The 13,045-nt window shown below is 56.7% G+C and carries 13 protein-coding genes; 10 read left to right on the forward strand and 3 right to left on the reverse strand.

Going from position 1 to position 13,045, the window contains the following annotated elements:
- Positions 1-29 precede the first annotated feature (29 nt).
- Positions 30-827 carry a C40 family peptidase gene (locus PEH01S_RS23725; protein ID WP_127488422.1) on the reverse strand — a complete coding sequence of 266 codons (798 nt, stop codon included), beginning with the start codon at positions 825-827 and terminating at the stop codon, positions 30-32.
- Between the two features lie 159 nt (positions 828-986).
- Between PEH01S_RS23725 and PEH01S_RS23730 the strand changes: the two genes are divergently transcribed.
- The gene (locus PEH01S_RS23730) at positions 987-2,033 is read left to right on the forward strand and encodes a peroxiredoxin family protein (RefSeq protein ID WP_127488424.1); all 1,047 of its coding nucleotides are present in this window, start codon (positions 987-989) and stop codon (positions 2,031-2,033) included.
- A gap of 131 nt (positions 2,034-2,164) precedes the next feature.
- Positions 2,165-3,568, forward strand: a complete 1,404-nt coding sequence (locus PEH01S_RS23735) for an NAD-dependent malic enzyme (RefSeq protein WP_025846542.1) — start codon at positions 2,165-2,167, stop codon at positions 3,566-3,568.
- Positions 3,569-3,786: 218 nt separating this feature from the next.
- Here the strand turns inward: PEH01S_RS23735 and PEH01S_RS23740 are convergent, their stop codons facing one another.
- A complete protein-coding gene (locus PEH01S_RS23740) occupies positions 3,787-6,030 on the reverse strand; it encodes a helix-turn-helix transcriptional regulator (protein WP_127488425.1) in 2,244 nt (747 codons plus the stop codon).
- Positions 6,031-6,282: 252 nt separating this feature from the next.
- On the opposite strand from PEH01S_RS23740, the gene PEH01S_RS35060 reads away from it, so the two are divergent.
- Positions 6,283-6,579 carry a hypothetical protein gene (locus tag PEH01S_RS35060; protein WP_174807167.1) on the forward strand — a complete coding sequence of 99 codons (297 nt, stop codon included), beginning with the start codon at positions 6,283-6,285 and terminating at the stop codon, positions 6,577-6,579.
- A 379-nt stretch (positions 6,580-6,958) separates the two neighbouring features.
- On the opposite strand, the gene PEH01S_RS23750 is transcribed toward PEH01S_RS35060, so the two are convergent.
- Positions 6,959-7,414: a helix-turn-helix domain-containing protein gene (locus tag PEH01S_RS23750; protein WP_127488427.1), complete on the reverse strand. Its 456-nt coding sequence runs from the start codon at positions 7,412-7,414 to the stop codon at positions 6,959-6,961.
- A 216-nt stretch (positions 7,415-7,630) separates the two neighbouring features.
- Here PEH01S_RS23750 and PEH01S_RS23755 point away from each other — a divergent pair, with 216 nt between their 5' ends.
- From PEH01S_RS23755 to PEH01S_RS23785, 7 genes are all read left to right on the forward strand, one after another.
- Positions 7,631-7,945: a hypothetical protein gene (locus PEH01S_RS23755; protein ID WP_127488428.1), complete on the forward strand. Its 315-nt coding sequence runs from the start codon at positions 7,631-7,633 to the stop codon at positions 7,943-7,945.
- On the forward strand, positions 7,942-8,154 hold the full coding sequence (locus tag PEH01S_RS23760) for a helix-turn-helix domain-containing protein (RefSeq protein ID WP_127488429.1): 213 nt from the start codon (positions 7,942-7,944) through the stop codon (positions 8,152-8,154). The genes PEH01S_RS23755 and PEH01S_RS23760 overlap by 4 nt, the downstream gene beginning before the upstream one ends.
- 354 nt (positions 8,155-8,508) lie before the next feature.
- Positions 8,509-10,506 carry a Mu transposase C-terminal domain-containing protein gene (locus PEH01S_RS23765; protein WP_127488431.1) on the forward strand — a complete coding sequence of 666 codons (1,998 nt, stop codon included), beginning with the start codon at positions 8,509-8,511 and terminating at the stop codon, positions 10,504-10,506.
- A 23-nt stretch (positions 10,507-10,529) separates the two neighbouring features.
- The gene (locus PEH01S_RS23770; protein ID WP_127488432.1) at positions 10,530-11,543 is read left to right on the forward strand and encodes an AAA family ATPase; all 1,014 of its coding nucleotides are present in this window, start codon (positions 10,530-10,532) and stop codon (positions 11,541-11,543) included.
- Positions 11,536-11,790, forward strand: coding sequence for a hypothetical protein (locus tag PEH01S_RS23775; RefSeq protein ID WP_127488433.1), 255 nt, complete (start codon positions 11,536-11,538; stop codon positions 11,788-11,790). Before PEH01S_RS23770 ends, PEH01S_RS23775 begins: the two co-directional genes overlap by 8 nt.
- Complete coding sequence (locus PEH01S_RS23780; protein ID WP_127488435.1) at positions 11,787-12,179, forward strand: hypothetical protein; 393 nt, start codon at positions 11,787-11,789, stop codon at positions 12,177-12,179. The genes PEH01S_RS23775 and PEH01S_RS23780 overlap by 4 nt, the downstream gene beginning before the upstream one ends.
- 5 nt (positions 12,180-12,184) lie before the next feature.
- Positions 12,185-12,898: a hypothetical protein gene (locus PEH01S_RS23785; RefSeq protein WP_127488436.1), complete on the forward strand. Its 714-nt coding sequence runs from the start codon at positions 12,185-12,187 to the stop codon at positions 12,896-12,898.
- Positions 12,899-13,045: the final 147 nt, after the last annotated feature.

Genomic DNA, 13,045 nt, shown 5'->3' on the forward strand with positions numbered 1-13,045 from the left:
AGAGAAGCCGGAGCTTTTTATAAATAGGCTTATTTCAACGCGCTTCCGCCGAAGACGAAGCGGTATTCCCAATGCTTGCCTGCAATCGAATCGATGCGTACACCGCCCGATGTTTTCGAATAGGTATGCAAAATTTTTCCATCCCCGAGGTAGATGCCTACATGCGAGATGCGCTGATTCGACTTGTTCGACGGGTAGGCCGACGCTTTCGTTCCTTTATAATCCATGAAGAACATCAGATCGCCCGGCTTCAGATTGTGCCAGTTGGTTGTCGTGCCGCCGAGGGACTTGACGTAAGAGGCTTGTCCGCGCGAGTCGCTGGGCAGCGTAATCCCTGCACCTTCCTTGAACGCTTGACGGGTAAAGTCGGAGCAATCGAACGTGCGGGTGTTCGAACGGTCGGAGGCGAACTCGTAAGGAGTGCCCAAATATTTTTTGCCTGCGGCGATGACCTTGTTGACGACCTCGCTGCTGCTGCCCGTGCTCGGCTTGGATGTGCTGCCGCTATTGGACGAGCCGCTACCGTTGGACGAGCTTCCGCCGGAGCCGTCGGCGCGGACGTATTTGCTGCTTGTGGATATGTAGCCGACTCGGCCTTGATCGTCGCGAACTTTATACCAATAATCGTTGACTTTCTCGAGAATGTCTACCTTTTCACCTGCTTTTAGAAGACCGTATGTGTCTGAACCCGTATTGGGCGCTTTGCGGAAATTCACGCCGCTGACAATTGTGGCATCCGAGGCGGCAAGGGCTTGCTCAGCTGTAAAAGCTCCGACGCTGAATGTGACGGTAGTGGCGAGTAACAGTGCGGTAAGTTGCTTTTTCAAGTGGAAATCCCTCCTGCAGTTCTGGTTGTTTTATGTACAAGCCTGGGAATCCATGGACGGAGTTCGCCCGATTCCACAGACTGGGACACCATTTGACAACGTCCGGTCGCCGCCCCACAATGAAAGCAGGACTTTTGACGAGAGAACGGTGAGCAAACAATGGAAACGTGGACATGGGGGCCTTTCATCCTGCAAAAAAGCATGCTGGTCGTCATTGCGGCAGTTGCGGCGGGTTACGTCTTATCGAGGCTGCGGTTAAAAGGTTCTTCCATCGGAAGAACGTTCGGCGCGATCGTCTCGAACGCGCTTCTTATGTGGGTGGTCAGCTGGAAGCTGAGTATCCTTGTCTTCGATCCGGGGAGCGTGCTGTCCAACCCGATGTCGCTGCTCTATTTCAGCGGCGGCGACAAAGGCGTCTGGCTGGCGACGCTGCTGTCCGGGATATATGTATGGTTGAGCGCCAAAAAGGCAAAATTGAATGCAGCCATTTACACGGATTCGGTGCTTGTCTCGGTTATTGGGGGGTATGCCGTCTACGCGGCGCTGATTTTTTTTACGGAAGAGGAGAGCCGTCTCACCTGGGGACTCAAGGCGCTGCTCGCGGCGGGCCTGACGGCCTTCTGGTTCGTATCCAATGCGAAGAGGGAGTGGCAGCCCCTCCTCCAGCGGACGGTCGTCTTCGTCGTCGGATATGCGCTCATCGCGTCGCTGGCCGCCAATGTGTGGGATAAGTCTTCGGCGGGCACGGCTGAAGCCGGGGCGAACGTAGGGCTCAAAATCGGACAGCAGGCGCCGGACTTCGAGCTGCCTTTGCTTGGCGGCCAGTCGGCCAAGCTGTCCGACTACCGGGGGCGGACGGTCGTGCTTAATTTCTGGGCGACCTGGTGCCCGCCGTGCCAGGCGGAAATGCCGCACATGCAGCAGGTGCATACGGAGCAGGAGAGCCATGGCGTTACGATTCTCGGCGTCAACGCGACGTCGACGGAGGTCAGCGAGCCGGTCGTGCGCGCATGGGTCAAGGAATGGGGGCTCACGTTCCCGATCGTGCTGGACCGTCAAGGCGAAGTCGGCAAGACGTACCGCGTGAACGCTTATCCGGCCACGTTCGTCATCGACGCTCAAGGAACGATCCGGGTAAAGCATCCGGGGCCGATGAATAAGGAGATGCTCGAGCAAGCGATCGCCAAAGCGAAGAAGAGCGGGTGAAAAAAGAATTTAATAGGGGATTATAGAGTTTTTCATTTGCGCGAAAAATAAATGTCGTGATAACATGTGATTATTGCAGGTCATATTACTAGGTTCGAGACATCATTTTATATAAAAGGAAGGATATCAGCATGGCACAGACGAGTATTATCTTGCGTGTGGAGTTAGACCACGAGAAGGTCACGTTCGGGGATGTAGCCGCCGCAATCAGCAAATCCGGAGGAGACATCACGTCGATCGACGTGATTCGGCCGGGTAAGGATTCCTCCATCCGGGACATCACCGTGGATGTTGCGGAATCCGTGGAATCGCAAGTGGTGGAAGCGCTGAAGCAGCACGAAGGCATCAAGCTGATCAACGTCTCCGACCGCACGTTCCTTGTGCATTTGGGCGGCAAAGTGTCCGTTCAGCCGAACCTTCCGATTAAAAACCGCGATGACTTGTCCCGGGTCTATACGCCGGGGGTTGCGCGGGTATGTACGGCGATTCACGAAAATCCGAAAAAAGCGTATTCGCTGACAATCAAACGGAATACCGTAGCGGTCATTTCCGACGGCACAGCCGTACTCGGACTCGGCGATATCGGACCGCATGCGGCCGCCCCGGTGATGGAAGGGAAAGCGATGCTGTTCAAGCAGCTTGCAGGCGTCGACGCCTTCCCGATCTGTCTTGATACGAAGGATACGGAAGAAATTATCCGTACGATTAAAGCGATCAGCCCGATTTTCGGCGGGATTAACCTGGAAGACATCAGCTCGCCGCGCTGCTTCGAGATCGAGAGCCGGCTTAACGAAGAGCTCGATATCCCGGTATTCCACGACGACCAGCATGGCACGGCCGTCGTCGTTATTGCGGGACTGCTCAATGCGCTTAAAGTCGTTGGCAAGCGGATCGAGAACGTGCGCGTCGTCGTGAACGGCATCGGCGCGGCAGGCGTTTCCATCTGCAAAATGCTGCTGGCCGCAGGCGTGACGAAGCTGGTGCCGGTCGACCGCGAGGGCGCGATTGTCCGTGGCGGCACCTACGAGTATCCGATGTGGCAGTGGCTGGCTAACCAGCCGCAGGTGGAAGCCGAGCCGGGCACGCTGAAAGAAGTGATCCGCGGCGCGGACGTCTTCATCGGCGTATCCCGCGGCGGCCTTTTGAGCGGACAAGACGTCCAAACTATGGCGCCGGATAGCATCGTCTTCGCCATGGCGAATCCGACGCCGGAGATCGCGCCGGAAGAAGCGCTGCCTCATGTGCGCGTATTTGCGACCGGCCGAAGCGACTATCCGAACCAAATTAACAACGTTCTGGTATTCCCGGGTATTTTCCGCGGGGCGCTCGATTGCCGGGCCCGCACCATCAACGAGCCGATGAAGCTTGCAGCTGCACGCGCCATCGCCTCCGTCGTCACGGATGCGGAGCTGAACGAGCATTATATTATCCCGAGTATTTTCAACGAGCACGTCGTGAAAAAAGTTCGCCACGCGATTATCGAAGCGGCAATCTTGACCGGCACCGCCCGCCGGATTCCGCCGGATTTCCGGTAAGAGCCGGGAAGGACGAACGGCAGCACAATAAGATCGTCGATCATAGCGCAAGAAGCGAGTTCCTCTATGGGGGGACTCGCTTCTTTGTTTAATCGATAGAATCAAGCAAGCAGGCGGCGGGAGGGCGGTTCTTCTCCTTCGACCGGCCTTGCTTGCCGCGTTCGCGACGGTTACAGTTTGCGCTATCTACAGCCTACGCCGTTTACGTTTCGCACGGCTTACTTTCCGCCCTGCTTCTTGCGGTATTCTCCCGGCGTCATGCCGGAATAGCGCTTGAACATGCGGATGAACGAATTCACATTCTGATAGCCGAGCCGCAGCGCGATGTCCTGGATTCTGAGCTCAAGATCGAGCAGCAGCTCTTGCGCGTGACGGATGCGCACATGGTGCAGATAATCGCTGAAATTCATTCCGGTCTTCTCCTTGAAATATGTCGAGACATATCCGCGGGACAGACTGAGCTTGTCGGCGATCAGATCAAGCGAGACATCCTCGCTCAAATGCTCTTCCGTGTACCGCTTCACGAACTCGATCACCGGGTCTTTGTTCTCGCTGGAGGCGGCGATCGCTTCGGCCGCTTGGCCGAGCAGGCGCACTAGCAGCGTCTGGGCCTCCGCGTACGTGAAGCACTGCTCGATGTCCGCGAGCAGCTCCCGCTCGGCCGGCATCGCCTGCAGCGGCAGCCCCGCCGCTTCGACCGCCTTCAGCGCCAGTCCCGCGGCATGCTGCAGAAACCGCCGCAGCTCCGGGACCGTTGCTTCGCGGGCGCGCAGCGCTTCAAGCTGCTGCACAGTCCATTGTTGCAGCGGTTCGAAGCTGCCGGAGCGCACCTTCGTCTGCAGCTCCTGCTCCTGCATCGCCGTCAGCCGGTATGGCGGGCGGACCGCCGATTGGCGGATGATCTGCGTCTCCTCCAGCGGCTGGCGTTCTCCCGCGAGCATCAGCGCCCGCTCGTAAGCGGCGGCGAACTCCGACGCCGGCAGAGAGGGCCCGCTGACCGCCATCGTAAAGTGGCACCAATCCTTGTCGTAGTCGAACACTTCCTTCAAGCCGGCCAGGCAATCGTCTGCGACCGGCTGTCCGTGCTCGCTGAATACCAGCGTCAAGATTTGATCCTTATCGATCTGGAACGTCAGCGCATCCGGATGAGATCGCTTTACATATGATTCGATATATTCCCGGATGAAGTAGGTCGCCCGCTCGCGTTCGAGACTCGTCTCTTCCATAAACCGCGGCAAGAAACGGAGCTGGAACAAGATCAGCGTGAACGGCTTTTGAATAAACGACGGATCGTTCACATCCGGATGCTTCGTATGAATCTGCTTCAGCTTGTCGGTAAACGCATAATACCGCAGCAGCGAATTTTTGTCCGACAGATCCCGGTGCATCCGGCCGATCTGCTCGCCGATCAGCTCGAATTCGCGGATGCGGAAATCGGCAGACGCCCCCGGATCGTTGTATTGATGAACCGTGCGAAGCAGCCGCTGAACGGGATAATTCAGGCGCACGCTGAACAGTATCGAGGTGACGACGCTGATCCCGATCGTGACAGCGAGTAAAGAGATCAGAATCAGATTGAGCCGGAGCAGCTCGGACGAGATGCTTTCGATCGGCACCATCGTGACGTAGCGGAACCCGGTATGCTTGCCTTTTTGCTGGAACAAATAATGATCCCCCAGCTTCGTCTCGCTCGCGTCTTCCGTAAACGCCGGCAGCTTGGCCGCAGCCGCATCCGGATCGGAGGCGTAAATCAGCTTCTGCCGCTCGTCCAGAACGAAGAACGGGTTGTCCAGCGAATAATGCAGCGTCCGCGCCATCTTGTCGCCGTCCAGGAAGACGAGAAAGAGCACGTCGCGGTACAGCGCGTTTTTGACCGAGACCGGAACGAGCCTCCCGAGGTCCTGCTCCAGATTCATATATTTCTGCGAAAATACGGCCGCCGGATGAATGCGGTAAAAATACGGCTCTTCGAACTGTCCCCTCCAATAATCAGGCGGGTAGGCGGGCGCCCGGTAAAATTTGCCGAACATGTCCTCCACGCGGCTTGTTCCTTCCTTCTCCAGCACGAAGTCTCCGTTTTTGAAATAAAACACGATATTTTCATAAAACATGAGCGGATTGGCCATCAGCGCCTTAATTTCGGCGTGCACGTTGACCGTCTTTTCGTATCCTGCCGTTTGCGGCAGCTGGCGGAGCACGTTCAGATTGGCGGTCAGCTCGTTGTTCTGGTTCAGGCTGAGCAGCATATCGATCGCGAGCTTGAAATGTGTTTCGTAGCTTTCCATCGTATGTCTCATATTCAGGCTGTTGTATTTGACGATTTCGTCGTGGATTTTGCCCTTGAGGTAAAGAAACGACCCGAAGTTGAAGGCGGCCAGCAGCAGGATGATAGCAAGAAAACTTACAAGCAGCCGGGCAAACAAGGAATTCGTTCTCCACTTCTCCGGCCAGGCGATGCGCATGGATGGCCCTCCTTTTCGTGCTGCGAAACTTTGTCTCAATTATAAAGGCTCGGATGACCCGATCCCAATACTCATTTTTTCAGGTTCGTATGCATCCTGTCACATTTCCGAACAAAAGTCGATTCCCCGGCAATCTGGAGGATTTCGCGGCGCCGGCCGCTTTGCTATGCTAACGCTGACACCGGAGCTCAGGCAGGGCAAGCCGGCAAACTGCCAAGACCGAGGGGATGGGTATTGAAGGAGGCGGAGACGATGGGAATGGAGCTGGCGGCCCGTCAGCCGGCGACGAACGCGACGAAAAAAATGGGGAGCCGCGTCATCCGGACGTGGCACCGGACCAAATATTTGTGGCTGCTTTTTTTACCGTGCTTGATTTATTTTCTGGTATTCCGCTACGCCCCGATGTTCGGGCTGATCATCACGTTTCAAAATTATAACGTGTTCAAAGGCATTTGGGCGAGCGAATGTCGGGTATCACTGAAATTGAGAAAAACAAAACCCCGTTCCTGGACGTTATTCGACGTTACGAGACGTTACAAAAACCCATAAAATAAAGGGAATGTGAGTGTGTGAGTGTGTCCAGTATGGATCGAGGACGACCTGACGGAGTGAGACGAAATTCCGTCGGATCGTCCTCTTTTTTGCACTTTTGCCGGACGAGTAACGCATCGACGCGCGGATGTTAGCAAAATCGTTAGAACCCGCGTTACTACGGCGTTATCGGCATTTACGACCGCGCGGCAACGGCCAATTTTCAGCCCGAAACGGCCTCCTGATTGCGGAACTTGATTGCGGAACTCGCAATGATTGCGGAACTTCCGCGAAAACCCGCGCCGTTACTGGATTATTGGGTATTTTTCGGCAGCGCCGCGTGCCGCCGATTGCGGAACCGCAAATGATATAAAAATCTATCAAGAAGGCCAAAAAATTAAGCCAACTTACTTTTTGCGGCGGCCTCTTCGCGTTCGTAACCATTCGTCGATCTGGACGACGCTCCCGTCCTGCCTTGCGGGTTGCTGTCCTGGCTAATGAGCAAACCTTCGACGATCCCTTCGACTTTGATCCTGTTTTCCTTCGTCAGCTGTTTAACCTTCGCAAAGAACTCAATATCCTGCGGTGAAAGATCAATGTCGGAGTAACCACTCGCCTTTCGTTCTGGCGAAGCCGGTTCAATCGCAAACCTTTCCTCCCCTGTTAATATCCAATCGATCGAAACCTCCAATTCTCGGCTTAACGAGATTAGTGCGGCAGCGGACGGCATAGACTTGTCGTTTTCGATGTCGCTTAAATTGCCGCTCGATATGCCGGTCGCTTTTTGAATGTCAATCTGCGTCAAACCCTTGCGCTTCCTCGCTTCTTTCAACCTCGAACCAATTGTTTTCATAGAAACACCCCATTCTCGGATAATAGTAAAAAAAAATCTCGGAATAACGATATTAACGCTTGATAATCTCGGAAATCCGAGATATAATCGGTTTAGATAGAAAACACCATCACAGCGATTCTATCACACCTAAGAAGTCACAAACAGTCGATCCTTGAAAACTGAATACGAGAATCCGAGATTTTCATGTCTCAAATGGGAAGAAGGTGAGACAAAATGAACAAAGCACTAGCGGATCAACGCGAGGCATCGGCAGCGATCGCCCGCGAGATTCTCGGCGACATCAAGCTGAATGTGACGGACGGCGAATTTACCGCATCCTTCGCACAGCAGGAGGCGCTGGAATCCTACGCGGAGCTGCTCGAAAGACAGGAGCAGGAGCTGGTCGCCGAGTTGCATCGCACGGTGCTCCATTTGAGCGCCAAGATCGCCGCGACGCGCAACCTGCGCAACATGGCTATCCGCGAGGCTTACAAGCAGCAAGGCATGCGGATGGCAGAAGACAGCAAGGAAAGGGGTGAATCAGCATGAGGAAGCGCCAGCTGTCGCCGCTCGGTGTAATTGTGAAAAAGCGCCTGATTGAGGTGGGGAAAACGCAAGTCGAGCTCGCAAGAGAGATCGGCACCAGCGGCAAATACCTCCACCTGATCCTGATCGGCGAACGGTCCGGGAAAACCTTCATCCCCAAGATCGCCCAGGCGCTGGGGATGAACCCGGACAAGCTGAATAAGATCGCGTAAGAGTGAAGCAGCTTCCTTCCTGAAGGCGCTGGAGCAAAGTGGTTTGCCGGTAGGTGGAGCTACCGGCTAATCAATTGATCGCTATGTTCTGTGATCGAGAATTATTTCTTCCCGTCAGCGGGCTGCTTACCGTCCAGTTTGACAGACCCGTCAAGTTTGACGGAACCGTCCATTTTAACGGTGTTTGCCATAGGCGTTCCCTCCTTTCCGGCTCCAGCGCCGTCAGGAGGGAAGCTGCCGCTCTTACGAATCTACGAATCTATCGTACATCATGCCCGACTAGCGTTCTATCCAAAGTAGTTTGGGAATTTGCTTTCATTAAATACTTCAAAGCCGCAAGAGAGGAGGGAACACATGCAGCCAAAACTTACCGTGACCGAAGCCGCTGGTTTATTCGGGATCACAGAACGCGCGATCCGCAAGCAAATTCAAGACGGAAAGCTCCAGGCAGAAGAAGTCAGCAACGCCCGAGGCGGTCGATCAGGTAAAAGCTACGTGATTCCAGTGTCCTCCCTCCCGGTCGATGTCCAGCGCAAGTTCTGGACGATGAGCGAAGTGGCCGCCGCATCCGATGTCGGCACCGCCGAACCGGACAAGCCGGAAACGACCGGAATCCCGTACACGCTGGCGGAGCTGGAACACGCCGTCGGCAAGGAGAAATTCCGGGAGATGATGGCCGAGGCCGAATACAAGATGGAGATCATCGAGCAGGCGATGAACCCGCCGCAAGGCGTCGAGCGAACGATCTGGATCAATCGCCTGGCGAAGAGGTACGGCAAGAGCACGGCCACCTTGTACCGGGACATCGAAAAATTTCAGGAATGGGGGGTTTTGGGACTGATGCGCAAATCGCGCCTACTGACACAGGGGCCGCAGCGCACGAGCATCGACGCCGAAGTGGAGAAATTCATCCGGGCGAAGTATCTGGACCGGCGCAAGCCGAAACCAGCGCACGTTTACCGCGAAACCGTCCGGTTTTGTGAGACAAACGGTCACAAAGCACCGTCTCGTGCGAGCGTGTTCCGGTATATCAGCGACATGGAAGACTTTGAGCCGGACCTTTGCTGCCTGGCACGCGAAGGCGAGGAAGCGTACTGGAAGCGATTCGCCGAGAAGGCAACCCGCAAGGAACCGGAGTTCGTCAACCAGGTCTGGATGGGCGACCATCACAAGCTGGATATGTTCATCAGCTATCGCGGACGCGCGATCCGTCCGTGGCTGACCGTCTGGTTCGACGTTTGCAGCCGCGTCGTGGTCGGCTGGTGCCTATCCGACCAGGCAAACGGGCGCACGATCGCCCTGGCGCTTAGGCACGCGCTGCTGCCGAAGAAGATCGTGCACGACGACGGCACGGAAGACGTGCTGGAGCTTGGCGGCATCCCCGGCATGCTCTACATAGACAACGGCGAGGACTACAAGGCGCAGGTGCGAGCCGGGAAAAAGCATGAGGATTGGGAAATGTCGCGGGAAACGCGCGGCATCTGCAAGACGCTGGACATCAAGGTCCAGTTCGCGACGCCCTATCATCCGTGGGCCAAGGCACATGTCGAGCGCTGGTTCGGCACCTTCACCGATCAGTTCACTCGCTACCAGCCCGGCTGGTGCGGACCGAACAACGAAGACCGGCCCGAAGGGTTCGACGAGAAGGAAGCACACGAGAAGGGCTTGCTGCTCACCTTGGAAGAGCTGTCGGAGCGCATCGAGGCGTTCCTGTACGACTATCACACGACGGTGCACCGGTCGCTCGGCATGGCACCGATGCAAAAGCACTTCTCCACGCCGAAAATCCGCGAAGGCTTCGCCGACGAACGCGCCCTGGACATCTGTCTCATGGATGTGGAACGCGCGGCGGTGCAAACGCAAGGGATCGAGAAGTTCGGCACGCGGGGCCGTCCGCGCTGGTACTGGCACCCGGAACTGCCCGCATACGCCGGACAGAAAGTCATCATCCGTTACGACCCGAACCGGATCGGCGAGCTGCTCGTCTTCCATCCGAAGACCGGCAAGTATCTGTTCACGGCCACCAACAAGGAGCTGCTGGACTTCAACGCCACGAAGGACGACGTGCAGGAATTTCTCAAACGCCGCGCCGCCCGCCGCAAGCAAGTCAAGCAGCTGCTGCGCGAATCGCATGCGACGCTGGAACAGGTTGTCGCCGAACGCGACGGAGCCGGTGCCCGCATGAAGACCGGCGAGGTCGGCAGCGCGAAAAGCAACGTCCGGGCGATGCTCGGCACCGAGCAGGTCGTCAAGCAGCGTGAGGAGCAAGGGAAACCGGCAAGATCGAAACGGCAGACCAAGACGGTCAGCGCGTTCGATGAGTACATCCTGCGCGAGGGTACGGAAGGATAATCAATCGAAGGAGGTAATGCCAGATGGCAGTAGCACATTTGGTTCAACGCGACGAAGGAGAGGCGATCAGCATGGAGGGGTGGTCCAAAGAAAGAACCCTCCTCGCGAAACTGGTTCAGGAGGAGGGCGCAAAGATCACAGATGTTGCTCGGGAACTAGGCAAATCTCGGAGCACCATCTCCCTCTATGTTAACGGAAAATATCCCGAAAGTGAAGAACTTCGGGAAACGGTCAGAAATTACCTGCGAAGCATCGGCACCTGGGAGGACGAACAGGACGAGGCGGGACAAGCTCCCGCCGTCGATTACATCACCAGCGCGGACGAGCTCCCCTTCATCGAGACGAACGATGTCAAGCGCATGCGTTACGTGCTGAAGAAGGCGGCGACGAAGCACAAGTTCGGCATCGTGGCCGGTGATCCGGGCCTCGGCAAGACCGAGACGCTGAAGAAGTACCTGCTGACCAATCCCGGCAGCGCGATCTACATCCGCTGCAAGAGCACGCATACGGTCAAAAGTCTGCTTCAGGAGTTGGCCGATGCGCTCGGCCTGCCGGACACCGGATCGGCCAACCAGCTGACGCGCCGGATCGTGAAGCAACTGAAGCGCACGCCGTACTTCCTCATCTTCGACGAGGCCGATCTCTTGAAGTCGGCGGACAAATACGAGGCGCTGCGCGACATCTACGACGAGGCCGGGAACATCGGCGTCGCCCTGGTCGGCAACCTCGCCCTGGCGGAAATGTTCCTTGACTTCGCGGACATGAGCCCGGAACTGAAGCGTCTAGCCGACCGCGCCCCGTTCCACCAGCGCCTGCAAGGACCGTCCCGCGAGGAGGTCGAGCAGCTGCTTGAACGGGTGAACCTGACGAGCGCAGCGCGAAAGGTCATGATCCAGATCGCCCTGAACCCGCGCAAGGGCGGCCTGCGCAACTGCGTCGAGATTCTCGACGTGCTGCTCGATATGACGAAAGGCGAGCCGATCACCGAGGAAATGGTTCTCCACATCGGCCAGATCAACCTGACCGCCAATGCGTGAGCCCATCACACCGCCGCAGCTGTCGCCGGAAGTCAAGCAATTTTTCGAGCGATTCATCCAAGTTGTCACCGCCACCGTCCGCGCCATCGTGCAGGCGGTGGCGAAGCACTATCCGGCGTTTCGGGTGATCGTCGAGCGGGAGATCGCCAGGCGGAAACGGATCGCGCAGCTGTCTTACCGGAAGAAGAAAAGCCAGGCCAAAAACTGGCGCAAATGGCACAAGCGAGGGAGGCGAACAGGCCGATGAAGGACAAACGAAACATTCGCCCCAAGTCCGCCCCGCCTCCGCAGATCAAGCCGTCGCGCCGGGCAAAACATGCCGAATGGGTTCGCTCCTGGCGAAGGCGGATCGCGGCAGCAAAGGAACGCGGGCGGGAACGTCGCCGCCTGTATTGGGGAAAGCCTCTCCGCCTTTACGATGTCGCATTTGAACCGCCAGAAGGCGGCATCCGCATCGTTTGCGTGGAATGTGTGATCGATGAGGCCGGTGCTGTCTCCTATGTGCTAGAGCGCTACGCTGCGAAAGACATCGTGAGAGTGGTTCACACCGGCTATATAAACCAACCGCCGGAGAGATCGGCGACGATGCCGGACGGCAGGCCGAAACTCGAAATCAAATTGAACGAATTGTGGTGATGACCGTGCCAAGAGCAAGAGGCCACACGGGAACGCCGATTCCGAAAAGGGAGGTCGAGCTGCGGGCCACCTGGTCGAGCGAGTGCGTCACCCGGCCCATGACCGAAGAGGAGCGGATCAAGTACGGGGTCGCGACCCCGCCGAAAATCACGAACGCCGACGGCGTTCAGGAAAGGAGGCCGATCCAATTGCCGCGCGGCAAATACGATCACGTCACGAAGGAGCTCGTGCTCGCCGAGTTCGCCAAGGGCAAGACCATCCATCAGATCGAGCAAGAGCAAGGCATGAAAAAGAACACGCTGCAAGCGAAGATGCGAGCCTGGGGCATCCGCAGCCCGCGCTCGCCGTTCAAATCCGAGGAGGCTACCGCTCCGCCAACGGAAAAGACCGATGAAATACCGATCGACAAACTCCTGGATCGCGCGAGTTTGAGAAAAGCGGCTCAATCGGTCATTGACCGTATGCGAGCCCAGGGAAAGAGGTATGACGGCCCGATCACCGCTATTGAAGAGGATGTCATGATCGATTACATCGTCCAGCTGTTCGTGGACTGTGAAATGAGTGTTGCGGCTGCGATGCGGGTTTTGGATGAAGCGAAAACGGACATCGCAGCCAGGAGCGTTTGCAACACCGAAGCCGATGACAACAGAAGGCGCTACCCTTCCGAATCTTCAGCTTTCGCTTTCATTGCATCGAATGCCGCGAGCAAGCCTTTGTAAGCGACGAAATAACGGGATAACAAATCCGCTTCGTTTACGCGTCTGGCAACGCGCGAAGCGACTGCCGCCTGATCGTGCAGCCCTCTCGTCGCGATCTGGACAGCGAGATCATGACAAATCTGTTCCTTTGAGATCACCGAGCCGAAC

Origin of the sequence: Paenibacillus ehimensis NBRC 15659 (assembly GCF_004000785.1) — a bacterium.
Lineage (GTDB): Bacteria > Bacillota > Bacilli > Paenibacillales > NBRC-103111 > Paenibacillus_G > Paenibacillus_G ehimensis.

Excerpts from the sequence above, each read along its gene's own strand:
- PEH01S_RS23760 (WP_127488429.1), top strand. The coding sequence starts at position 7,942 with ATGAGGAAGCGCCAGCTGTCGCCGCTCGGTGTAATTGTGAAAAAGCGC.
- PEH01S_RS23750 (WP_127488427.1), bottom strand. The coding sequence starts at position 7,414 with ATGAAAACAATTGGTTCGAGGTTGAAAGAAGCGAGGAAGCGCAAGGGT.
- PEH01S_RS23735 (WP_025846542.1), top strand. The coding sequence starts at position 2,165 with ATGGCACAGACGAGTATTATCTTGCGTGTGGAGTTAGACCACGAGAAG.
- PEH01S_RS23775 (WP_127488433.1), top strand. The coding sequence starts at position 11,536 with ATGCGTGAGCCCATCACACCGCCGCAGCTGTCGCCGGAAGTCAAGCAA.
- PEH01S_RS23770 (WP_127488432.1), top strand. The coding sequence starts at position 10,530 with ATGGCAGTAGCACATTTGGTTCAACGCGACGAAGGAGAGGCGATCAGC.
- PEH01S_RS35060 (WP_174807167.1), top strand. The coding sequence starts at position 6,283 with ATGGGAATGGAGCTGGCGGCCCGTCAGCCGGCGACGAACGCGACGAAA.
- PEH01S_RS23755 (WP_127488428.1), top strand. The coding sequence starts at position 7,631 with ATGAACAAAGCACTAGCGGATCAACGCGAGGCATCGGCAGCGATCGCC.
- PEH01S_RS23730 (WP_127488424.1), top strand. The coding sequence starts at position 987 with ATGGAAACGTGGACATGGGGGCCTTTCATCCTGCAAAAAAGCATGCTG.
- PEH01S_RS23765 (WP_127488431.1), top strand. The coding sequence starts at position 8,509 with ATGCAGCCAAAACTTACCGTGACCGAAGCCGCTGGTTTATTCGGGATC.
- PEH01S_RS23740 (WP_127488425.1), bottom strand. The coding sequence starts at position 6,030 with ATGCGCATCGCCTGGCCGGAGAAGTGGAGAACGAATTCCTTGTTTGCC.
- PEH01S_RS23780 (WP_127488435.1), top strand. The coding sequence starts at position 11,787 with ATGAAGGACAAACGAAACATTCGCCCCAAGTCCGCCCCGCCTCCGCAG.